We start from the raw sequence: 22,347 nt of genomic DNA on the forward strand, positions 1-22,347 counted from the left end.
CCTACGCGATGACCGCAAGCAGTGCCTTGCGTTCTGCGGCGTCCGGTAACCGCCCGAAGCCGGCGCGCACGTTGTCGGCCATGTGCTTCGGGTTGCTGGTGGCGGGGATGACGCAGGTGACGGCGTCGTTGGCGAGGATGAACTTCAGGAACGCCTCGCCCCAACTGCTGGCGAACGTTTTCACCGCGGGCGGCAGTTCCTTGCCGCGCACGGCGCGGAAGAGCGAGCCTTCCTCGAACGGGCGATTGATCAGCGTGGCCACACCCTTGTCGCGGGCGGCGGGCAGCAGGCGCTGCTCGGCGTCGCGCGTGCCGAGCGAGTAGGGGAGTTGCAGGAAGTCGATCGATGCCTCTTTCACGATGCGTTCCAGTTCATCGAACGCCGACGGCACGTAGTGCGTGACGCCGATGTACTTGATCCGGCCGTCCTCCTTCCACTGGCGCAGCGTCTTCAGGTGCGTGCGCCAGTCGACTAGGTTGTGCACCTGCATCAGTTCGATCTTCTCTCGCTTCAGCTCGTCCAGCGATTGGCGCATCTGGCGTGCGCCTTGCTGCTCGCCGCGCGTCCAGACCTTGGTCGCGATGAACAGGTCGGCGTTGACGTTGAGCTTTGTCGACAGTTCGCCCGCGACCGCTTCGGATCGGCCGTACATCGGGGATGAATCGATCACGCGTCCGCCGGCCGCATGGAAGGTCCGCAGCACCTCGGTCAACGTCGCGATCGTGGCGGCGTCCTGCTGTGGCGGGTCGAACGTCTGCCATGTGCCCATGCCAATAATCGGGATCGTTTCACCAGTAGATGGAATGGCTCGCGCGTTCATGGCGGGTTCCTCGGCGGCCCTTGCCAGCGATGGCCAGCCGACGCAGGCGCCGGCCGCGACGGTGGCGGCTAAGAACGATCGGCGGGTGGGGCGGTGCGGGATCATCGTCCCGAATCGTAGCCCGGCTGCAGTCCGATGGCGCTGGCGGTCGCGTGGGTTTCGATGTGGCTGATGCTGATGTGCCACCGCGTAATGTTCAGCTCGGCCGCCACGCGGGCGCACTCGCCGGTCAGGCGAATTTTTGGCTGCCCGCTGATCTCCTTCACCACCTCCACGTCGGTCCACGCGATGCCACCGCTCCAACCGGTGCCGAGTACCTTCAGTACCGCCTCCTTCGCGGCGAATCGACCGGCCAAGTGCTCGTACGTGCGCTTGGGGTTACGCGACGCGTACGCCTGTTCCGCTACGGTGAAGACGCGGTCGAGAAACCGCTGGCCGTGCTCTTCAACCATGCGTTTGACGCGGGACGTTTCGACGATATCAATGCCGTGACCGACGATGGGCATGGTGGGGAGGGTACACGGGGAGTCGGAAAAATCCCAAGCCCCAATGACCAACAAATGACCAAATCCCAATGCCCAAAGCAGACGAACCCGAACTGCGACCGGCCGCCAGTTGTCATCCCGAGCGAGCGACAGCGAGGGAGGGATCTCCCCCCGTGGTGAGCGACGCGGGCGTAAGGAGATCCCTCAGGTCGGCAAGCCTCCCATCGGGATGACAACTCGTGTGAAACGGCGTTCTCCCTCTTTGGGATTTGGTGCTTGGTCATTTGTTGGTCATTGGGGCTTGGGATTTGCTTCGTCGGCGCTTGGGATTTTGCCCAAAGCCTCCCTTCCGATAGCATCCATCGACCACCAGAAGAGGGCCGCCCTATGACGCCGCGCGAAGTGATCAAGCTCTGTGAGACCCGCCATATCCAGTTCATCGATTTGCGCTTCATGGACTTCCCCGGCCTGTGGCAGCACACCACCTGCCCGGTGTCGGAACTCACGCTCGACAGCTTCGACCACGGCTTCGGCTTCGACGGCAGCAGCATTCGCGGGTGGCAGGCGATCAACGAGAGCGACATGCTGCTCGTGCCGGTCTCCGAGACGGCTAAGATCGATCCGTTCCTGCAGCATCCCACCGTCAGCATGATCTGCGACATTCGCGACCCGATCACGAAGCGCGAGTACAGCCGCGACCCGCGGAGCATTGCCCGCAAGGCGCAGACGTACCTTGAGAAGTCCAAGATCGCCGACACCGCCATGTTCGGGCCGGAACTGGAGTTCTTCGTCTTCGATAGCGCGTTCTACGACCAGGGAATCAACTACGGCAAGTACCACCTCGGCAGCGCCGAAGGCATCTGGAACCGCGGCGACGAGTCGGCCGACAATCGCGGCTACCAGGTGCGCCAGCGCGAGGGGCACTTCCCCACGCCCCCGATGGACCGCCTGCAGAACCTGCGCAGCGAGATGGTGCAGACCCTGATCGAGCTGGGGATTCCCGTCGAGGCCCACCACCACGAGGTGGCCACTGGCGGGCAGTGCGAGATCGACATGCGCTACACCGACCTGCTCACCATGGCCGACAACGTGATGTACTACAAGTACGTGACGAAGAACGTCGCCGCGCGGCACGGCAAGGTCGTTACCTTCATGCCCAAGCCGCTCTTCGGCGACAACGGCAGCGGCATGCATGTGCACTTCAGCTTGTGGAAGGGCGACAAGCCCCTCTTCGCCGGCAACAAGTACGCGGGCCTGAGCGATATGGGCCTCTACGCGATCGGCGGCATCCTGAAGCACGCCCGCGCGCTCTGCGCCCTGTGCAACCCCACGACCAACAGCTACAAGCGCCTCGTCCCCGGCTACGAGGCGCCGGTGAACCTCGTCTACAGCAGCCGCAATCGTTCGGCCGCCATCCGCATTCCCATGTACAGCGACAAGGCCCGCACGAAGCGCATCGAGTTCCGCTCGCCTGACAGCTCCTGCAATCCGTACCTCGCCTTCAGCGCCATCACCATGGCCGCCATCGACGGCATCCAGAACAAGATCCACCCCGGTGAACCGCTGGATAAAGACATCTACAAACTGTCGGCCGACGAGTACGAGAAGATCGGCGCCGCCCCCGCATCGCTCGACGAAGCGCTGGATGCGTTGGCAGAAGACCACGAGTTCCTCTTGAAGGGCGACGTCTTCACCGCCGACGTCATTCACTACTGGATCAAGTACAAGCGCGAGAACGAGATCGACGCCATCCGCCTGCGGCCGCACCCGTTCGAGTTCTGCATGTATTTCGATATTTGACGCGCCTCAGTCACATTACGGCACGCCGATGCGCGTTCCGGCGAGGTACTATCGACAGCTTGCGTCAGATGCATGGCCGGCCCCTCGCTCCGCGATTACCATGGGAGCCTCATGATCTGCCCCGCGCGCTCGTTGCCCTTGGAAGCCGTCCGCATGTGCCTCAGCTTTTGCCTTGTCCGCTTCGCGGTTGCGCGGTTTAAGACCGATTTGCTGAAGGATTGATCGGCCAGGTTCCCATCGTCCGTGCTGCCGCAGGAGCCCTGTCGTCGCAGCCGGCAACGGGTCCGAAGCCCGCTCGACACGACACCCGCAGCGCCTCCCGTAACACTGCGACGCCAGCTCATCGGTGTGGCGCGGTGACGTTGGTCAGTCGGCGCTTGAACGCCGGATACCCTGCCGGGTTCAGGTACTGCTTTACGTGGCCAAAAGCTCGCATTCCGGGCCACGCCCGGCGCATTGCGGTCAGGTCCACGGGTGCAAACGTGCGGATCGAATCAACGTCCAGGTGCAGCACGCCGCCGTACCCGTCGATGGGCTGTTCGAAGCGCTCGTTGCGCAGGAACACGCCGCTGGCGATCACGCGGGCCTTGTACTGAAACAGCAACACCGACCCCGGCGGGGCATTCAGGCCGGTGGATTGATAGTGATATAGCCCGCCGTTGGCTTGCAGCTCGCGCAGGAAGACCTCCTGCTGTACCCACGGAATGTCCCGCCCGACAAACCCGTCCGCCTTGTCGCTCATCGGCACGATCCGGACGGTGGGAACCTCGCGTCGCATGGGTGCGGATGATAGCAGATCTGATCAACGATCTAGCTCACGCAATTGTCAGTGCGCGACCGTCATTACGGAGGGGTACTTACGATGCGGGATGAACGCGCTCCGGTCCCTCTCCCGGTACTCCGGGAGAGGCTAGGTGAGGGTGCATTTCAAGCCGCAGACGGCCCACGAATGGGCACGAATCAACACGATAAAAAGGCGCCACACCGCGCCGCTCATATTCGTGTTGATTCGTGCCCATTCGTGGGCAACGCTGTGATCGAACCTCTCCCATTTGTACCTGGGAGAGGGATCGGACCGAACAGACGCCCGCTTCGGCGTCCGTTAAACCCTCAGCGATCCCCGAAACGCCCGCGAGCCGTAGTACGACTGCGCCCCGTTGTGGTACGTGAACACCTGCCCATACCGGCGATCACAAAAGAGGGCGCCGCCGAGCTTGCGGATGGCGGCCGGCGTTGCCACCCAGCTGGACGTCTTCACGTCAAATTCGCCCAGCGTTTGCAGGTAGCGATACTGCTCCTCGGTCAGCATCTCGATGCCCATCTCATTGGCCAAGTCGAGTGCGCTGTTGGCCGGGCGGTGCTCCTTGCGCGACTCCAGCCCCTCGCGGTCGTAACAGATGCTGCGCCGGCCCGCGGGGCTCTCTGCGGAACAGTCGAAGAAGACGTACTCGCCCGTCTTCTTGTCGAACATCACCACGTCCGGCTCACCGCCGGTGCGTTCCATTTCCGCCAGCGACCGCAACGCGGTCGCGTTCCCCTCCAGCTTCGCCTGCAGGTCCGCCCACTTCATCCCCTTGTGGCGGTTGGCGTGCTGCTCGAACCGGGCCTGAAGTGATTCGATCAGCGTCGCCCGCTCGTCGGCCGACGACGCCTTCGTAGTGCCTTTGCTTTTGCTCATGCCGTGATTTTCACCCATCGCGATCACCATCGCCAGCCGCGGCGTCGTCATTTCCCGTACCACGGGTGGCCCGACCGTGTTCGGCCTCGAAGCCAACAAGGGGCCGCGTCCGCGCGATCGGCTCGTCGCGCTGCACGAGGCGATCATCGCCAACCGCCGCGCCGTCGGAAACCGAAGCTGTCGATCTCCGCGAGCCCCGCCTCATCTTCGCCGTGTTCATCCGCAGCGGCGAATGGCCTAGTTGGGCACCGCGACATCCTTCGTCTCACGTTCACGCGCCGCCTCAGGCGGCGGGTTGCTCGTTCAGTAGTCGGCAAGCACCGCGCTATAGACGGTGGCGGACGCTCCAGCATTCGCGTCCGGTACCCGTTGCGCTTGCGGCATCGCACCGAAGCCGCCGCCGTCATCGGTAGGGCGCAGCGCAGTGGCACCGACGCCGATGCCTGCAACGAACAACCCCACGCCCGATCCGATCAAGACGAAGGCCCTTGTCTTGCTCATACTGAACCCCAGTTCGCGTGACCGTTCGTTTCGAAAATTGTGTGACAGGAGGGTGCGCTCCCTTGCACTATTGAGGCTATCCGATTCCGGGGAACCCAACAATTGATTTCCGCTCTCGCGCAGCCGGCCCGGGTGGCATGGGTTGGTGGCACTCGAACCTGTGTCTGACCCCGGGGCCCGCATCCTCACAGGTTGGATTGCCAACTTGTGGCATCCGGCCTTCTTGTACTCACCGTCCGCGGCAACGGGGCATAGCAAACGCGCCGATGTCATCCCGACAATCAAGCGATTGCAAGCCGACGCACCCGGTCAGCTATGCCGCGGCCGCTTGGTCCCGGGGAGAAAAGCGGCGGACGACCACCGCGACGGCCACCAGCGCGAACAGCCCGATCCCGAGCAGCGCGAGACTGAACCAACTTGATGTCGCCGGTTCCATCAGTTGGTCCGACCCGATCCATACGCAGACGCCGGCACTTACCGCAACGGCCGTCAGGAGCAACTGCGACGTCCAGCCTCGCTTTATGCAATAGCGGGCAACAAACGCCAGCAGTGCGAACAGGATTGCGAACGCCACGATCGTGATCGGATTCATACGACCTCCAGTTGGTTCGGAGCGGCATAAGCGCCGGCTACCGCGTTCAGTGCTTCGCCGACCGGCCGCTCGTTAGCGTGCCGGCTGTGTGGTGGTTGGTTGTGGCAACGTCCGCAGTTCTACGCCTTGTTCCGCCAGCGCCTTGCGATAGATCGCGCCGAACGTCGCGTCGCGCTTCCTCAGCGCGTCCCACTCCGCGCCCGGCAACGCCGCCGGGCCGGCCGCCACTCCCATCTTCGCCGTCAAGGCGGTGCCGTTTTGGAGGAGGCCAAGAAATAGGGGAAGCGCCTGCTCATCCAATTCCACCAGGTGGATGCCCTTGGGCAGTCGCGCCGTATCGGGAAAAGCAAATGCGTTCTGCGGCAACGGCTGATCGATCATCGTTGCCTCCAGTTCCAGCCAGTCGAACGATTCCCGGCCTTTCCTCGACGTGAAGCGGAACGTGTCGGCCTTGGCCGGATCGACCGCCAGCGATTCGACGCTTCCGCCACCCCGCTCGGCCGCGAACAGGTCGGCGTTCCCACGGCGCCCCACGTGCGCCAGCGTCGCAGCGGCCTCCACGAAGCGATCGATGCGAAAGCCGGCGTTCTCGTCGTTCAGCTTCTCCCGCTTCGATTTGTGGTACACGCCGATATCGAAGCTCAGCGGCTTTTCCTTCTGCGCATCCCAATCGACGCGGACCGTGCCGCGCGAGTTCGGCACGCGCACCACGCGCGAGTTCTCCAGGTCGTAGACGAGCGTCTGCTGCCCGTCCGACAGGATCAGCGGCGTCCCGTCGGCCGGATCGTAGACCGCACAGAACTGCCGCTCACCCTCCGCTGCGACGCGAAACGCCAGTCCGCCGTTGGCCGAGAACCGGAGCCGCCCATCCACGATAAACGACCTCGGCGACGCCTGTCCCACGATCAACGCCGGAACAGCCGGTCTGGTCGCCGGCGGATCTGCAGCCTCTGCCACCGCAACTGCATTCAGCGTGATCAACAAGGCCAGGACGGCTAAGTTCCGCCGACGCATGAGCATCCTTTCCCCGAAAGACGTGACATGTCCCACCGACCGCGGCGGCGCGCGCATCACGTCCGACTGCAAGGCCGATGTTCCACCTTTATACCCCGCGCGACGTCTCGCGTCTGCTTCGCTCAACCCCGATAGCAGTCCCACGGATGCCGCCACCCTCCGCATTCCTGGCGCGATTTCAACCCCTTCTTATAGCCGGGTCAACTCTTGAGCGTTTCGGCTGTCTCGGCTCTCGCGGCCAGCACCCGCGCGCCGTTCAAATGGATGGCGCCGATATTGTGTTGGTAATGCGGGGTAATGCGGGGTAAGGCGGGGGGAGGATGGGGAAGGGGCCGTGATAGGGGGAGACAGTGGACTTCCCCACGAACGGTGGGCGCGCCGAACGTGTTAGTTTAGGCCTGCCTCGAACGCGTCGGGGCTGACGTAGCCTAGCGAACTGTGCAGCCGTTGGCGATTGTAGAACACCTCGATGTACTCGAAGATCGACGCCCGCGCCTGCTCGCGCGTCGCGTAACGCTCGTGGTGCACCAGCTCGGCCTTGAGCGTCGCCCAGACGCTCTCGGCCGCCGCGTTGTCCCAGCAGTCGCCACGGCCGCTCATGCTGACCGTCATGCCGTGCCGCTGCAGCAGGGCCGCGTAGCCGTCGCTGGCGTACTGGCTGCCGCGGTCGCTGTGGTGCAGCAGGCCGGGGGCGGGGCGTCGCCGCGTGACCGCCATCGTCAGCGCGTCGGTCACCAGGTGCGTCTCCATGTGGTCGGCCATGCTCCACCCGACGATCTTGCGGCTGCACAGGTCGACGACGCCCGCCAGGTAGAGCCAGCCCTGGTCCGTCGGGACGTACGTGATGTCCGCCGCCCACTTGCGGTTCGGCAGCTCGGCGTGGAACCGGCGGCCGGAGCACGTTCTCGGCCACGGGTTGACGGTGGGCGCCGTCGGTCGTCCGCGGCACGAACGCGCGCCGGCCTTTGGCCCGGATCCGCCGTTCCTTCATGATGTCGGCCACCGTGTTCTCGCAGACGCGCACGCCCTGGGCGAGCAGCGCCGCGTGCACGCGTGGACTGCCGTAGACGCGTCGGTTCTGCGCGTGGACGAGCGCGATCTGCTGCGCCAGCGCCTCGCGGCGCCGCTTCTGCGCAGATGGCGGACGGCCCCGCCAGGCGTAGTACCCCGAGCGGCTGACCGCCAGCACGTCGCAGGCCACGTCGACCGCGAAGGCGGAGAGGTGTCGCTTGATGAAGGCGAACCTCACGGCTGCTCCTTCGCGAAGAACTGCGCCGCTTTTTTTAGGATCTCGCGTTCCGTCAGCAGCCGCGCGTTCTCCTTGCGCAACCGCCGCAGCTCCGCCGCCATCGCCCCGTCGCCGCTGGGCGCCAGCCCCGGCTCGGCCGAGTGCTTGTCGACCCACCCGCGGACGCAACTGGGGTCGACCCCCAAGCTGCGTGCCGCCTCGGGGATCGAGTACCCCTGTTCGTTGACCAGCTTGACCGCCGAGAGCTTGAACTCGCGGGTGTACGTCCGTCGTGCCATGGTCGCGCTCCTTCCGGCAGCCATCATCGCTGCCCTGCGGCGCGCCCACCGTTCGTGGGGAAGTCCACGCAGACGGGGGGAGAGGCGGGCAAGAAGGCCCGTGCCGCCGGGAAAGACGAAGATGAAAGAGACACAGGTATGAGTGCCTGTGTCACGAAAGACGAAGGCGGGGGGAGAGACAGGCAGGAATGCCTGTCCTACAGAAGAAATACAGGCAGGCCGTGCGGCTTGGCAATCATTTCGAGAAGAACCGCTTCACCGAATGCACGGTCGCCTGGCGTTGGACGGCGGCGATGCTTTCGAGGAGGGGGATTTCCTTCGGGCAGACCTCGACGCAGTTGCCGGCCTTGCCGCAGTCGGAGATGCCGCCTTCTTCCATCAGGATGTCCAGGCGCTCGCCCTTCAGGGCCTTGCCGATCGGGTGGTCGTTGAACAGGCGGGCCTGGCTGATGACGGCGGCGCCGACGAACTTGTTCGTGGGCGTGTACTGCGGGCAGGCTTCGAGACAGCAGCCGCAGGAAATGCAGCGGCTGAGCGGGTAGCGTTCTTCGTTCAGCTCTTGGCTGATCGGCGGGCCCGAGCCCAAATCGTAGGTGCCGTCGATGGGGACCCACGCTTTGACGCGCTTGAGGTCTTCGAACAGGCGCTGCCGGTCGGCCCAAAGGTCGCGGACGAGGGGGAACTTGCTGAGCGGTTCAAGCGTGATCGGCTGTTCGAGCTTGTCGACCAAGGCCGAGCAGCTTTGGCGCGTCTTGCCGTTGATGAGCATGGTGCAGGCGCCGCAGACCTCTTCGAGACAGCCTGAATCCCACACGGGGGGCGTGGTGGCGGTGCCGTCGGTGGTGGTCGGGTGGGCGGCGATCCACTGCAAGCAGGAGATAATGTTCATGTTCGCCCGGTACGGCACGGCGAACTCTTCCCATCGGTGCGGTTTGCCCGGACCGTCCTGCCGGCGAATGCGGATGAGGATGTCCTTCTTGGTCGTGGGCTGATTGGCGGTGGCGTCCGTAACGGTCGGATTCATGATGCGGAATGGTATGACGAGCCTTATCGTCAGACAAGGATCATCGCCGCGCCGCCAACTTTTGAAACGGCTGACAAACGGCGGGTTGACTCAGGTTTAGCGGCGGGAGGCGGTGGGGAAGAAGGCGGTCTTCGTCGCTGAACTGGGGCTTGGAAAGGGATCGAAAAGTGGACGCGCCAAGCGGCCAGCAACGCCCAGGCCGCGAAGCAAAGAGAGAGCCCCGTCCGAGAACGCCCTCTGTGTGCCACCGGTGGCTTGCCCGCCCGTGTCCTGATTCGTCGATTGAAAAACACGGATGGGCAAGCCGCCGGTGGCAGATTGTTTTCAGACAGAACCGAGTTGATTGCGCGAAAACAGGACCGAGCGGGCTGCGGAATGGCTTGCGATTTGCGTTCTCTGGATCTCGGCAGCAAGGGTGCTGCGAGCGAGAGCACGAAAAGGAGTCGACCTTATGGGACAGCACGCAAACAACAGTGGCCGGAACGCATCGCTGGACAACAAGAAGGGCCGGGCGGCGGGGCGCGGGGATGATCGCGACCCGTTGACCGAGGCCATCAAGGACGCCGTCTTCGAAAACCCCGCCAAGGGTGAAACGGGGGGCGCGTTCGGCAAAGAGGGCATGGCCAACATGCCGCTGGGCGGCAATACCCAAGGCGCCGGTGGGGGAGGCGGCGGCGGAACGGAGACGGGTGCCAATCACCTCACCGAAGGCCCCAACCCCGCAAGCGACCCCGACGTCGCGTCGAAGCGGCCGCATTAGGCGGACCGGTGCCGTTCGAAACGATTTCGATCATCCCCTCCCCCAAAACGATGGGGGAGGGTTAGGAAATCATTGAAGCGAAGAGCGGGTGAACGCCAAGACGCCGAGTACGCCATGGTAAGAGAAGAGGGAGGAGCCGATCATCTTGGCGCTTCCCTTCTCGGCGTCCTTGGCGTCCTGGCGTTCAGTTCTATTCGATTTAAAGAAAAAACGCTGACAGACTACCGGTGCGACTGCCACTTCGCCGCGTCTTTCCTTCCAGCGATCTGGTCCAACGTCTCGAACGTCTTCACGCTAAGCGGGGCCCGCGCGGTAATGTCGACGGCGCCTGCCCATTCGTCCTTGTGCTTCATCAACAGCCAACTGGGCTTGTCGCTGCCCCGGCTGAACTTGCCAGCGGTGCGGATGAGCACCCATGAACCCTTCAGCTTGGTGCCGTCCAGCGAGAACTTCAACTCGCCGGCCTCTAACGCGGCGTCGATGTCGTCATCATCCGGCGTCCACGTGCCGCGGTCCCACAGCAGCACGGTGCCGGCCCCGTAGCCAGACGGAATGACGCCCTCGAAGTCGCCGTAGTCCAAGGGATGGTCCTCCACCTGCATCGCCAGCCGTTTCTCTTTAGGATTTAGCGATGGCCCCTTCGGCACCGCCCACGACAGCAGCACGCCGCGATGTTCCAGGCGGAAGTCGTAGTGCAGCCGCGACGCATCGTGCTTCTGCACGCAGAAGAAACGCTCGCCGGGTTGCGCAGGGTAGGCCGGTTTCTTCGTTGGCTTGGCGGTCGATTCGTTCTTCGCCTTGCCGCTGGGCTCAGGCGATTGATTGAAGTCGCGCATCGACTGATACGTCGCCAGCGACCGCTTTACGGGGCGCTGGGTCGGACGTTTCACGGCCCGCTTGGCTGCAGGCTTCGCCGACGAACGAGCCGTCTTCTTCGTCGCCTTCTTGGCCATGCGAATCAGTTTACGCCAGGTGGCCACAACAGGCAGCGGACGAAGCGTTCACGCCCGACCGCATCGTTCAACGACGAATAGCCAGCCGTCACCGATCGTGAAAGGCGACGAACGCTCATCGGACGGTTAATCCGTGCGGATGGTGTTGCCGCCGGGCATGGTGCGTTGGGTGTTGTCGGTGGCGCCGGTCGATTCGCTGCCACTGATGGAGGGCGCGCCGTCGCCATCGGTTCGACCGGCCGCATTGTCGCGGGGGGCGTCGGTGTTGTCCTCCTGCACATCACAGCCGAGGCCGGCGATGCCGAGCGTGAGGGCGCTGACGAAGAATAACGGGATGCCGCGTCGCATGATGAACTCCTTGTTGAACGCGTTCGGCCCACCCACTTCGCCGACGAATCCGGGTCGTGTCAGGGCCGCGATACGCGTTGCAAACAGGGTTCCGCCGCGGCTCAGGGAATGGCGTATCAATGGCCGCGAACTGACGTGTTCTGCCCGCTTCGCTCAACCAAACGGTGAACGAGAACCGCGCGGGGCCTATGTCACAGCCTATGGCTCCAGCCGTTCCTGCAGGATTTTCAGATGATGCTCGGCATGGCCGGCGATCACGTAGGCCAACGCCCGCACGCTCATCGGTGTGCCGTTCATGTTCCCGCGATGCATGGCGACCGATGCGGGCAGGTTGCGCAGCAGTGTGATGCTGGCATCGCGTACCGCCAGCAACTCCGCCAGCACCGCGGTCATCGGTAACTCGTTCGCGTTCGACGCCGCGGCGTAGGCGTTTTCGTCGAACTCCGGCAGCATCTGCCGCTCGCCGCGGGCGACCGACAGCAGTCGGTACGCCATCACGCGCTCCGTATCGGTCATGTGCGACACCACCTGCTTGGCCGTCCACGTGTAAGGCGGATGCAGCATCATGGCCGCCGAATCGCTCAGGCCGCCGATGAGCTGTTCAATCTGATCACGCTGCCGTTACAGCGTCTTGCGAAAGGGCAGCGAACGCACCTTGCCGATATACGTCTCGAAGTACGGCGAATGCTCATCGGCCGCCGGCGGGGTGACATCGTCGATCAACATGCCGAGCGAGCTTAGCACACACGGCACGATCCAATTCAAAACTTCCCCCAGATTTCTAAACCGCGCCCCGGCAAAGCCGCCCTACGATTGCTCAGCTCGTCGCCCAGCGAAGGACGACGCATTCGACGTAAACCTAGCCGGAGGACCGCCCGATGCTCTGCCCCAACTGCCCCGAGACGCGCTTGACGATGACCGAACGCCAGGGCGTCGAGATCGACTACTGCCCCAACTGCCGCGGCATCTGGCTCGACCGCGGCGAACTGGACAAACTGCTCGACCGCGCCGCCAGCCAATCCCCCGGCGCAGGGGCGGCCGCCCCCCAACCTGTCGCGCCACCGCCACCCCAACAGCAACCCTACAACTACCGCCGCGACAACGACGACAGCAAGTACGGCTACCAGTACGGCGGCAAACGCAAGAAGAGCTGGTTGTCGGAGATCTTCGACTGAGGTCACACGACGCGTCGCCGTGATGCCTCGCTTGCCGGGTTCACGGAAAGAATCCATTCCGTTTTGCGTAAATCAAGCCAGCAATAAGAGCGGCCGCGCCCAGAAGCCCTCCGACGATCCCCAGCATCAGGCTGCGCCATTGGAACGGCGCGGCCCGGTTCGCGCGGGGCTCGTATCCAAGCGGCTCAGCATCGTTCTTCATGCCGATATCCTCCACTACCGTGCGGCGGCACGTGGAACCGCTCAACACGCCCGCGGTTCCACCAGCCACACCCTAGCGGGCGTTTGTTGCAGCAAGACGACGGCGGCCGTCACCTGCGATGCCGGCACGGCCAGCTTGGCGGCGCGGGGGCCGAGGCCGTGCCGCGTGGAGAGGAGGTCAAGGTGAACGTCGAGTTCCTCCATCTCCAACCGCGCGGCGGCCAGCCGCGCTTCGCCCTCGTCGCCGAAGTGTGCGATGACCGTCAGCGGATCGGCCGGTTTCGAAGTGCTCATTTGCGGTTCCTCGCCACGCACTAATGCCCGAGTGGATAACGCACACCCTACAGAACTGGTTGTCGGAGATATTCGATAAACGCGGGCCGCCGGCCGATAATAAACGCCATTGAACCCATTACGGGGCTGGCGCACACCCGCATCCAAAGGCCGTGGGCCCGAAAGACCTTCGCGGTGTGAGCGACATCATCTCCGCTCCAACGCGTCATTTCGGTCTGGAAAAGATCTCTTGAAGGTCTCTCGAAATCTTTTGAGGGTTTGAAAAGAATCATCCGGTCCGCAAAAGATCTTCTGCGACTCTCCGGAAATTCTAGAAGGTTGCCAGAGATCTTTTGTGACTCTCCAGAAATTCTCAAAGGTTGCCAGAAATCTTTTGTGACTCTCTAGAAATTCGAGAAAGTCGCCAGAGATCTTTTGCGGCTCTGAAGAAATTCGAGAAGGCCGCCAGATCTTTTGCGGGTCTAAATTGTTCCTGGAAGGTCGCAAAAGATCTTTTGCGAGTCGGTGAAGATCTTTTCACGGTGACAGAAACCGTCGGGACGCCGCGGCCAAGGATGGACGGGCGGAGCCGGGCAGCAGCACAATCGCATCGACCTCGAACGGCCTGGCCCCCGGACACCGCCCGATCGCCCACCGCAATCGCGCCCGGGCCGCCTCGCCGCCAAACAGCGGTTCCCGCCTCCCGGTCACGATCGTGACGAAGAACGTCGCCCCGGCCACCACCGCCCGCCGATAATATGGCATCGCCCGGCCCATCCGCGTCAACAATCGTCGTGTTCATGCGAGGGTCGCCCCCGCCCCCAACCCGTAGGGCGGGATGAAGTCCCGCGCCGCCCGCCGACCCGTTGCCAGACCCGCCACCGCGGGACGCAATCCCGCCGCGACCCGGGTGGTACGCCCCCGGCGGGATTCCATCCCGCCCTACAAGCTAAAACGGGACCGATTGAGCCGTATCTAGTTGTGACGACGATGCAATTGCCGCGATTTCGAGGTAGCGAGTCTTTCCTGACTTGGAAAGTCGTTCTCGAGCATACACGTTCGTCGGTTCCCCTGTGTGCAGCGCAAGGGTATAGGGATTTCGAACAGCCTTGACAAGTTTGTCCGAGACTTTGCAAACATGTTCGTTTCCCGAAGCGTAAGTCGGGGGGCCGACGATGATCAGACGTCCCCAGCCGTTCTTGCGACTAAGTCCGAGGAAGCGGATTGACATGGGCACAAGCTTATCATCCTCCTTAGGAAGGTAATGCGCAGCTGGGACTGTCAGTACTACAGCGTCGGGTCGGCGAATCAAAGTAGGTTCGGTCGAATCGGAACGAAGTTCAATCAGACTAATGTCTTCTACCGCAATTTGAGTCGCATCTCGGGCCGACTCATCTAGCATCTCCGCGAACAATTGAAGATCTTCGTCGGAGGCTTTCGTTAGGCCAGTCTCACTCTCCAACTGTCGCAGTTGTTGCTTGATGTTGTCGAAGGTGTTTCGCTGAGCTTTAGCTGTCAAAAGCCGTTTTATCAGTAGACCCGTTAGCCCAACGAGAGTGAGCTTAACACCGTCCCAAATCGCATTCGTTGCAAGGGCCTTCGTATAGCCAGTTCAGATCGGCAACGATGGAACCAGTACGTAAACGGCTAACCTGAACACGAATAACTGGTCCGGCTGACGGTTGTTGTGTAGTGAACTTATCAAACGCCACCGCATTCGCTACCAAGTTCAAATATGCTGACCATCCGGTCAGTGAGCTAGCGAACAATTCTAGGTCGGTTGTGCCGTTTTCCGCTGTCCCACCACGGAACTCGATGGTTAGAGCGCTTCGGAAATCGGCATCATCTGCGTCTCCTTCCGCCATGTTCTGAGCCCACCTAGTTGTCAATTGCCACTGTCAGTCTGTCAATGCCAGCTTCACTTCTAAAGTCTGGTAGGGCGAGCACCGCCCACCTGTTGCGTCATGCTGCTTCCACGACATCGGTTACCGATGTCGGGGTGGGAACGGGTTCGCCGTTCTCTCGCAGCGCCTCGACGTACAGCGCGACGGCGTCGCCGATGTTGGACTTCACTTCGCCGATGGTTTCGCCAGAGGTGGTGCAGCCGGGAAGGTCGGGGACGTAGGCGGAATAGGTGCCGTCTTTGGCGCGTTCGATGACGTAGACGTATCGCATGGGGGGGCCTCTCGCAAGGCACTTGGTTCGGCTACGCGAACATCAACCGCCCCTTCGGTTCCGGCACCGGGCGGCCCAACGAGCGGGCGGTCTCGATCCACTCTTTCGCCACGCGCTCGACGGCGGTGAGGGCCTTGGCCTTGGTGGGGCCGTCGGCGGCGCAGCCGGGGAGTTCGGGGACTTCGGCGATGAAGGCCTGATCGGCGTCGCTCCAATAGATGATGACTTCGTACTTCATGGGCGTCTCCGGAGTTGCAGGCCGTACTTTACCACAACTTGACGGACCTGTTTCACCTGATACGGCTTGGCCTTGCGGCCGGGCAGGGGCTGGAGGTTGAGGATTTCGATCACGTCGGATCGGCTGTAGATGAAGTGATCGCCTTTCACACGCTCGTCGAAGCCAAAGTTGCCGAGCAGTCGGCGCAGATCGGAAAACCGCGTGTTGGCGTCGGACCGACCTGACAGGACGGCGGTGAGGATCTTCGGGACGGTAGGCATATGGAAAGCGGGGCGGACAAATGTCCGCCCCGTGAAGAATCACTCGGTCACGAACTACGAGCACCCCATCGAATTCCCGCAGTTCAGGCACTTGTAGCAGGTGCCGGATCGGACGGTGATCGATCCGCAGACGTCGCAGCCGGGGGCGTCGGCTTGCATTTCGCTGCCCTGTTGGCTCAGCGGGTCGAGGATGGCGGCGCCGCTGAGGCGGCCGGCGGGGGCGGCGCCGCCAGAGTGACTGTCGGGCAAGGGGGCGGTTCGGGCAGAGTCGACTTGTTCCTCCAGGCCGGAACCGTAGTCGAACGGCTTGGCGTCGGGGGCGACGCGGAGCGTGGGGGATTCGATCACCCGGCCGATCGGCGTGCCGCCGGGCGTGCTGATCGGGCCGGTGAAGCTTTGGGCCGGGTTCTTGTTGGCACGCTTGGGGGCGTTGGCCTCGCGGTAGCCGGGGACGAACTCCATGGCGAGCCAGCGGAAGATGTAATCCACCAGGCTCTTGGCCATGGGGATTTCCGGGTTGCGCGTCATGCCGCTCGGTTCGAAGCGGACATGTTCGAACTTGCGGACGAGGGACTCGACCGGCACGCCGTATTGCAGGCTGACCGAGACGAGCGTGGCGACGGCGTCCATCAGGCCGCCGATCGTGCTGCCTTCCTTGGCCATCGTGATGAACACTTCACCTGGCGTGCCGTCCTCGTACAGGCCAACGTTGATGTAACCCTCGTGGCCACCCATCTCGAACTTGTGGTTGATCGCGTGACGCGTGTCGGGGAGACGACGACGCAACGGGCGCTCGACGATGCGCTCGACGATTTTCTCGATGATGGTGGTGGGGACGGGTTCGACGTTGGAGGCGGAGGCACTGGTTGCTGAAGCAACCAGTCCGGCGACTGCGTGGTGCGCGATTTCTTCTTGGGCAGCGCTGACGTTCTCCTCGTCGTCGTCTTCGGACTTGTCCAACTCTTCGTCAGACTTAATGTTCAACGGTTGACTGAGCTTCGAACCATCACGGTAGAGGGCGTTGGCCTTCAGTCCCAGTTCCCAGGAGAGTTGGTAGGCGTGCTTGATCTCGTCCATCGTGGCCTCGTTGGGGAGGTTGATGGTCTTGGAGATCGCGCCGCTGATGAACGGCTGGGCGGCGGCCATCATGCGGATGTGGCCTTCGTAGTGGATGAAGCGGTGGCCGTGCTTGCCGCACTTGTTGGCGCAGTCGAAGACGGAGAGATGCTCGTCCTTCAAGTGCGGGGCACCCTCGATCGTGCCGCGGCCACAGATGACGTCGTTGGCCTCGGCGATCTGCTTCTTGGTGAAGCCCAGGTGCTGCAGCATGTTGAAGCCCGGCGCCTGCCAGAGCGTCTCGCTGATGCCCATGCGCTGGAACAGCTCCGGGGGCAGCGTCCAGGCGCTGAAGGCAAAGCCCAATTCGAACTGCGCGGGCAGGCTGGCCTCGATCTTCTTCAGCTCGTGATCGTTGAAGCCCTTGGCTTTCAGGCTTTCGATGTTGACGTGCGGCGAGTCCTTCAGCGAAAGGCTGCCGGTGACGTAGCGCATCATCTCGTTGATCTGGCTTGCGCTGTAGCCCAGGTTCACGAGCGCGGGACGCAGCGACTGGTTGGCGATCTTGAAGTATCCACCGCCGGACAGCTTCTTGAACTTCACCAGGGCGAAGTCGGGTTCCACGCCGGTGGTGTCGCAGTCCATCAGCAAACCGATGGTGCCGGTGGGGGCGATGACGGTCGTCTGCGCGTTGCGGTAGCCGAACTTCTCGCCGAGGTTCAGGGCGCGGTCCCAGCATTCCTGGGCGCTGGCCAGCAGCACCTTCGACGCGAGCGGGTCGGCGTTGTCGAACTGGTGGGCATCGACGCCGACGGGCTTGATGTCCAGCTCTTCATAGTCGCCAATCGCGCGGCGGCTCGAATCCTGCCCGGTCACATCATACACCGCCCGGCGGTGGTTGCGGATGACGCGGAGCATTTCGGCGCGGTTCTCATCGAACCCGGGGAAGGCGCCCATCTGCTTGGCCATCTCGGCGCTGGTGGCGTAGCTCTCGCCGGTCAAAATCGCGGTGAGGGCGGCGCAGATGCCGCGGCCCTTGTCGCTGTCGTAGGCGATGCCGGCCTGCATGAGCATGGCGCCCAGGTTGGCATAACCCAGACCAAGCGTGCGGAACTTGTAAGACAGCTGTGCGATGTCTTCCGACGGGAAGCTGGCCATGAGCACGGAGATCTCAAGCACGATCGTCCAAAGGCGGGTGCCGTGCTTGTAGGCCTCGATGTCGAACTTCTTCGTGTTCTCGTCGAAGAAGGTGAGCACGTTCAGCGACGCCAGGTTGCAGGCGGTGTCGTCGAGGAACATGTACTCGGAGCAGTTGTGCACCGTGATGCCGTTGGCGATGAACGAGTGCGTGACGGGCTCGGTGAGGTCGAAGACCTGCTGCTTGCCGAGGTGGGTGAACGACGCGACGGCGTCGTAGTGGGCGCCCACGGTCGCGGGGCGGGCGTTGTGCGCCGAGCGGAGGGTGAGGCAGTCAATCAGTTGCTCGTGCTTGCGCCCGTGGAGTAGACCGACGTGTTGTGCAAAAAAGCGGAGGCTGTCCGGATCGATACGCAGGCCGTGGCGCGGAAGTGCGTCGCTCGGCGCTGTCGCCAAGCCTGACCCATTGGGGTTCGGTCGATCCGAAGGCGCTCCGCCCGCGACGGCTCCGCCGTCGTGCGTTAGCGGTTGAATGGAGCTTTGCACGCCGAAGCCCAGCAGGATCATCTGGATGTCCTGCAGCAGGCCGAGCGTGCCGGGGAGCTCGATCGTGTTGTCGGTGATGATGCCGTCGGCGCTGAACAGGGCGCGCAACAGGTGCCGCTGGGCAGCCAGGCCGGCGGTGAAGGCCTCGTCGCTCAGGCGGCGGGTGCCCTTGTCGCTGCGGACGAACGCCTTCAGGCGCGCCAGCAGCCGGCGGTTGGTCAGCGTGGCGGTCATCGTGTCCGAATCGTCGGCGCTAGCCGACTTCGTGGCGGTGATGCCGGCGTCGCTGGCCGTGGTGTAGTCGTCGGCGTAGGCGCGGTCGCCCCAGGTGGTGGCGACGTACTCGACGAACTGCTCGATCTGCGTCGCGTCGTTGATGCAGTCGAGGCGCAGCTCGGTGCTGCCGGCGTTGCATTCGCTGAAGAAGATGCCCAGCAGCTGGAAGAAGCGGTGGTCCTGCGGCTCGCCGATCTCTTTGACGGCTGCGGGCTTGCTGGGCAGGCGGACTTCATCGGTGCTGGTGAGGTTCTGGGCCTCCACCCAGCCACGGCCCTTGGTGAAGACCTTGTGGTCGGCCGTCAGCTTCACGCTGTAGCCACCGGCGGTGGTCAGTTCGTAGACGTCCTTGGTGCCGGTGGGGAAGGCGCCGTCGGTAACGTGGATTTCCTGACCGTCCAGGTTGGTGATGACGCGGGTCGGCAGGTGGATCATCTGGTCGATGCGCCGCCAGATGCCGCCGGGCGTCAGGACGCGCGTGTCACCGGTCACGCAGGGGTTGCTGGCGTTGATGCGGCCACTGCGCGGGCAGGTATGCCACTGGTTGATCGTGTCGTCGTACTGCACGCCAGGGTCGGCGCAGCGCCAGGCCGCGAAGGAGATCTGTTCCCAGAGGTCGCGCGCCTTCAGCGTCTTGGCGACCTTGCCGTTGGTGCGGTTGGTGAGCTGCCAGTCGCCGTCTTCCTCGATCGCCTTGAAGAAGCGGTTGGGGATACGGACCGAGTTGTTGCTGTTCTGACCGCTAACGGTGTAGTAAGCCTCGCCATTAAAATCGTAGTCGAGCTTCAGGCCGAGCTTCTTGGCCAGTTCCTGCTGATCCTTCGCCAGCACCTTGATGCCCTCGGCGAGCGCGGCGACCTTCAGCTCTTCGCGCACCTTCCAGTTGGTGAAGGCTTCGATATCCGGGTGATCGAGGTCGAGACAGACCATCTTGGCGGCCCGGCGGGTGGTGCCACCGCTCTTGATCGCGCCGGCGGCGCGGTCGCCGATCTTCAGGAACGACATCAGCCCGCTGCTCTTGCCACCGCCGCTCAGCGGTTCGTTCTCACCGCGCAGGCGGCTGAAGTTGGAACCGGTGCCGCTGCCGTACTTGAACAGGCGCGCCTCGCGCGTCCACAGGTCCATAATGCCGCCTTGGTTCACCAGATCGTCGGAGACGGATTGGATGAAGCAGGCGTGCGGCTGCGGGTGGGTGTAGGCGTCGGTGCCCTTGGTCAGCTCGCCGGTGACCGGGTCGCAGTAGAAGTGACCCTGGGCCGGCCCGGTGATGCCGTAGGCGAAGTTCAGGCCCGTGTTGAACCACTGCGGGCTGTTGGGGGCGCACATCTGGTGCAGCATCATGTAGGACAGCTCGTCGTAGAACGCCTGCGCGTCCTCGGCGGTGTCGAAGTAGCCGTGCGTCTCGCCCCAGTAGCGCCAGCAACCGACCAGGCGATGAATAACCTGCTTGGCCGACTTCTCCGGCCCCAGCACCTGCTTGCCCTGCCCATCGCGGATCGGGTTGCCGTCGCTGTCCACCTGCGGCACGCCCGCCTTCCGGAAGTATTTGGAGACCATGATGTCGGTCGCGACCTGGCTCCAGGGCTTGGGAATCTCCGCGTCGGTCATCTCGAAGACGATCGAGCCATCCGGCTTGCTGATGCGGCTGGTGCGGCGCTCGTAGTCGACGGTGGCGTATGCGTCTTGTCCCTGCTTGGTGAATCGACGGTTGATCTTCATGGCCGAGAGTCCTTCCGGGTACAGAATCCTGTATGGATGTGGAACAGATAAATGGTTTCCGCAGCGATCGCGGGACGCGAGGCCCTAGGAGCAAGGGCCCCGCAGCTCGGGGTCGCAAGTGTTGCTTCTCTTCGTAGGGTCCGCTCTAACGGACCCTACATGGCTGTCATTCATCCGACCGCAACGTCGGTCGAACATGCGTTGAGCGAACTTCGCCGCCGGAGTCGGAATCGAGATACACCGCGTACTGATGGTCGGCCTCCAGCTGGCGGTCGGTTAGCTTCTGCGAGCCGATCGTGATGCCGGACGTAGCGACGGACAGAATATTTCCACCAATGACGTTGGCGGTGGTTAATGTCTTCTTGGTCGTTTCATCCACGACTCGAACTACGGCCGTCGACTCAACGATGTAGACCAACGGCAACGTGCCCTTTGTTACCGGCAATGCGTTGACCGGCGTGGACAACGCACGCCGCGACTGCGTCACCACGGTTTCCAACTCGGTCGACACCGGCTGCGTCGCAGCCCAACCTGGAGCGTCCGGGTCGGGCGTGGCAACCGCCTTGTTCTTGTCGCAACCGGCGAGCAGGAGCAAAGCGAGCGTCAGTCCAAGGCGACAACATTGGCTAGATCGCATCATCCGTCGTCCGCAAGGCATGCCGCCTCACTCGAGCGTCCTCGCTAATCCACCCGCGGCAGCGTCAGGCCGGGTTGGTCCTGATACTTGCCCTTCTTGTCCGCGTAGCTGACGGCACACGTGCGATCGCCTTTCAGGAAGATCAGCTGCGCGATGCCTTCGTTGGCGTAGATCTTGGCGGGCAGGGGGGTGGTGTTGCTGATTTCCAGCGTGATCTTGCCGCGCCATTCGGGTTCGATCGGTGTCACGTTCACGATGATGCCGCAGCGGGCATACGTGCTCTTGCCGACGCAGATCGCCAGCACGTCGCGCGGGATGTCGACGTATTCCACCGTCTCGCACAGCGCGAAGCTGTTCGGCGGGATCAGGACGTGATCTTTACCCGTCTCATCGGTGTCGACGGTGACGAAGGAGCGTTCCGAGAAGTTCTTCGGATCGATCACCTCGGAGTTGACGTTGGTGAATATCTTGAAGACCGACCCGACCCTTATGTCGTAGCCGTAGCTGCTGACACCGAAGCTGACGCGGCCGGGGCGCTTTTCGTTGTCTTGGAAGGGCTCGATGCCGACGAGCTCACGGATTTGGGTATCGCACAAGATGCCCATGATGGTACGTCCTCAGTAAAAGTCGATGCGCGACCGGACTCGCGATAGCTTCGGGACTCCGCCCGTGACGAACCGCGATGGGTCGTGCGAAAATCAGTTTTGAGGTCGTCTTCCTGACGACGGAATTGAATCTGCCCCACGGCCTGCGTCCATCGGCCGCTTCTTGTGCCCTGACGCATCTGCTGAACAACCGGCGTGCCACCAATCGGTCGACCCGATCTCCCACTTGGCCCGCCAGCACACATACGCCCGCCAACTTGCCCAAGTTCGCGAACGAACCGGAATATTACACTACATCTTGTGTTCTTCAACTTTATCTTCACTAAATGTAGCGCAGTGGTCGGTGAGAGGTGTGTAAGGCGAAGACTTCACAATGGTTAGGTTATCGTGAATTTTCGTCCGGCCGAATCTTGGTGATGTGCGGCCCATGTTATCCACCGAAGTTTTGCACATAGTGGACAACTGACGGTTCTCGGACGGTGGAAAAGTGCACCAGATCTTGTGGTGCCAGCGGCGGTGGGGGCGACATCGACAGGATGACGCTTTC

The 22,347-nt window shown here is 63.0% G+C and carries 23 protein-coding genes and 3 pseudogenes; 3 read left to right on the forward strand and 23 right to left on the reverse strand.

Going from position 1 to position 22,347, the window contains the following annotated elements:
• Window position 1 precedes the first annotated feature (1 nt).
• Together VGN72_14050 and acpS are read right to left on the reverse strand one after the other, a co-directional pair.
• A complete protein-coding gene (locus VGN72_14050; protein ID HEV7300486.1) occupies window positions 2–925 on the reverse strand; it encodes an aldo/keto reductase in 924 nt (307 codons plus the stop codon).
• The gene (gene acpS / locus VGN72_14055) at window positions 922–1,326 is read right to left on the reverse strand and encodes a holo-ACP synthase (protein ID HEV7300487.1); all 405 of its coding nucleotides are present in this window, start codon (window positions 1,324–1,326) and stop codon (window positions 922–924) included. The genes VGN72_14050 and acpS overlap by 4 nt, the downstream gene beginning before the upstream one ends.
• 366 nt (window positions 1,327–1,692) lie before the next feature.
• Here acpS and glnA point away from each other — a divergent pair, with 366 nt between their 5' ends.
• Entirely contained in the window at window positions 1,693–3,105 is a 1,413-nt protein-coding gene (gene glnA / locus VGN72_14060; GenBank protein ID HEV7300488.1) for a type I glutamate--ammonia ligase, read from the forward strand.
• Window positions 3,106–3,445: 340 nt separating this feature from the next.
• On the opposite strand, the gene VGN72_14065 is transcribed toward glnA, so the two are convergent.
• From VGN72_14065 to sdhB, 9 genes and pseudogenes are all read right to left on the reverse strand, one after another.
• Window positions 3,446–3,883 carry a hypothetical protein gene (locus VGN72_14065; protein HEV7300489.1) on the reverse strand — a complete coding sequence of 146 codons (438 nt, stop codon included), beginning with the start codon at window positions 3,881–3,883 and terminating at the stop codon, window positions 3,446–3,448.
• A 324-nt stretch (window positions 3,884–4,207) separates the two neighbouring features.
• Window positions 4,208–4,783, reverse strand: a complete 576-nt coding sequence (locus VGN72_14070; GenBank protein ID HEV7300490.1) for a DUF4256 domain-containing protein — start codon at window positions 4,781–4,783, stop codon at window positions 4,208–4,210.
• 303 nt (window positions 4,784–5,086) lie between these two features.
• Window positions 5,087–5,284 (reverse strand): hypothetical protein, encoded by a 198-nt coding sequence (locus VGN72_14075; protein ID HEV7300491.1) that lies wholly within the window; start codon window positions 5,282–5,284, stop codon window positions 5,087–5,089.
• A 313-nt stretch (window positions 5,285–5,597) separates the two neighbouring features.
• Entirely contained in the window at window positions 5,598–5,876 is a 279-nt protein-coding gene (locus VGN72_14080; GenBank protein HEV7300492.1) for a hypothetical protein, read from the reverse strand.
• 72 nt (window positions 5,877–5,948) lie between these two features.
• Window positions 5,949–6,890: a hypothetical protein gene (locus tag VGN72_14085; GenBank protein HEV7300493.1), complete on the reverse strand. Its 942-nt coding sequence runs from the start codon at window positions 6,888–6,890 to the stop codon at window positions 5,949–5,951.
• A gap of 387 nt (window positions 6,891–7,277) precedes the next feature.
• Window positions 7,278–7,799 (reverse strand): annotated as a pseudogene (locus VGN72_14090) (IS3 family transposase).
• Between the two features lie 103 nt (window positions 7,800–7,902).
• A pseudogene (locus tag VGN72_14095) lies at window positions 7,903–8,139 on the reverse strand (IS3 family transposase).
• Window positions 8,136–8,417, reverse strand: a complete 282-nt coding sequence (locus VGN72_14100; GenBank protein HEV7300494.1) for a transposase — start codon at window positions 8,415–8,417, stop codon at window positions 8,136–8,138. The pseudogene VGN72_14095 and the gene VGN72_14100 overlap by 4 nt, the downstream one beginning before the upstream one ends.
• A 235-nt stretch (window positions 8,418–8,652) precedes the next feature.
• Window positions 8,653–9,441: a succinate dehydrogenase iron-sulfur subunit gene (gene sdhB / locus VGN72_14105; protein ID HEV7300495.1), complete on the reverse strand. Its 789-nt coding sequence runs from the start codon at window positions 9,439–9,441 to the stop codon at window positions 8,653–8,655.
• Window positions 9,442–9,892: 451 nt separating this feature from the next.
• Here sdhB and VGN72_14110 point away from each other — a divergent pair, with 451 nt between their 5' ends.
• Window positions 9,893–10,201 carry a hypothetical protein gene (locus tag VGN72_14110; protein HEV7300496.1) on the forward strand — a complete coding sequence of 103 codons (309 nt, stop codon included), beginning with the start codon at window positions 9,893–9,895 and terminating at the stop codon, window positions 10,199–10,201.
• A 221-nt stretch (window positions 10,202–10,422) separates the two neighbouring features.
• Here the strand turns inward: VGN72_14110 and VGN72_14115 are convergent, their stop codons facing one another.
• From VGN72_14115 to VGN72_14125, 3 genes and pseudogenes are all read right to left on the reverse strand, one after another.
• Entirely contained in the window at window positions 10,423–11,154 is a 732-nt protein-coding gene (locus VGN72_14115) for a DNA polymerase ligase N-terminal domain-containing protein (protein HEV7300497.1), read from the reverse strand.
• Between the two features lie 126 nt (window positions 11,155–11,280).
• Complete coding sequence (locus tag VGN72_14120; GenBank protein HEV7300498.1) at window positions 11,281–11,502, reverse strand: hypothetical protein; 222 nt, start codon at window positions 11,500–11,502, stop codon at window positions 11,281–11,283.
• A 198-nt stretch (window positions 11,503–11,700) separates the two neighbouring features.
• Window positions 11,701–12,111, reverse strand: a pseudogene (locus VGN72_14125) (DinB family protein).
• A 269-nt stretch (window positions 12,112–12,380) separates the two neighbouring features.
• Between VGN72_14125 and VGN72_14130 the strand changes: the two are divergent.
• Window positions 12,381–12,677 (forward strand): zf-TFIIB domain-containing protein, encoded by a 297-nt coding sequence (locus VGN72_14130; protein ID HEV7300499.1) that lies wholly within the window; start codon window positions 12,381–12,383, stop codon window positions 12,675–12,677.
• Window positions 12,678–12,717: 40 nt separating this feature from the next.
• On the opposite strand, the gene VGN72_14135 is transcribed toward VGN72_14130, so the two are convergent.
• The 9 genes from VGN72_14135 to dcd form a co-directional block, all read right to left on the reverse strand.
• Window positions 12,718–12,879, reverse strand: coding sequence for a hypothetical protein (locus VGN72_14135; GenBank protein ID HEV7300500.1), 162 nt, complete (start codon window positions 12,877–12,879; stop codon window positions 12,718–12,720).
• Between the two features lie 41 nt (window positions 12,880–12,920).
• Entirely contained in the window at window positions 12,921–13,172 is a 252-nt protein-coding gene (locus VGN72_14140) for a hypothetical protein (GenBank protein HEV7300501.1), read from the reverse strand.
• A gap of 516 nt (window positions 13,173–13,688) precedes the next feature.
• Window positions 13,689–13,916 carry a hypothetical protein gene (locus VGN72_14145; GenBank protein ID HEV7300502.1) on the reverse strand — a complete coding sequence of 76 codons (228 nt, stop codon included), beginning with the start codon at window positions 13,914–13,916 and terminating at the stop codon, window positions 13,689–13,691.
• A gap of 1,197 nt (window positions 13,917–15,113) precedes the next feature.
• The gene (locus VGN72_14150) at window positions 15,114–15,326 is read right to left on the reverse strand and encodes a type II toxin-antitoxin system HicB family antitoxin (GenBank protein HEV7300503.1); all 213 of its coding nucleotides are present in this window, start codon (window positions 15,324–15,326) and stop codon (window positions 15,114–15,116) included.
• 31 nt (window positions 15,327–15,357) lie between these two features.
• The gene (locus VGN72_14155) at window positions 15,358–15,564 is read right to left on the reverse strand and encodes a type II toxin-antitoxin system HicB family antitoxin (protein ID HEV7300504.1); all 207 of its coding nucleotides are present in this window, start codon (window positions 15,562–15,564) and stop codon (window positions 15,358–15,360) included.
• Window positions 15,561–15,824, reverse strand: a complete 264-nt coding sequence (locus tag VGN72_14160; GenBank protein HEV7300505.1) for a hypothetical protein — start codon at window positions 15,822–15,824, stop codon at window positions 15,561–15,563. Before VGN72_14160 ends, VGN72_14155 begins: the two co-directional genes overlap by 4 nt.
• 54 nt (window positions 15,825–15,878) lie before the next feature.
• Window positions 15,879–20,558 carry a hypothetical protein gene (locus VGN72_14165; protein ID HEV7300506.1) on the reverse strand — a complete coding sequence of 1,560 codons (4,680 nt, stop codon included), beginning with the start codon at window positions 20,556–20,558 and terminating at the stop codon, window positions 15,879–15,881.
• Window positions 20,559–20,724: 166 nt separating this feature from the next.
• Complete coding sequence (locus tag VGN72_14170; GenBank protein HEV7300507.1) at window positions 20,725–21,198, reverse strand: hypothetical protein; 474 nt, start codon at window positions 21,196–21,198, stop codon at window positions 20,725–20,727.
• Between the two features lie 41 nt (window positions 21,199–21,239).
• Window positions 21,240–21,800, reverse strand: a complete 561-nt coding sequence (dcd, locus tag VGN72_14175) for a dCTP deaminase (GenBank protein HEV7300508.1) — start codon at window positions 21,798–21,800, stop codon at window positions 21,240–21,242.
• Window positions 21,801–22,347 lie beyond the last annotated feature (547 nt).

This window comes from Tepidisphaeraceae bacterium (genome assembly GCA_035998445.1).
Taxonomy (GTDB): Bacteria; Planctomycetota; Phycisphaerae; order Tepidisphaerales; family Tepidisphaeraceae; genus DASYHQ01.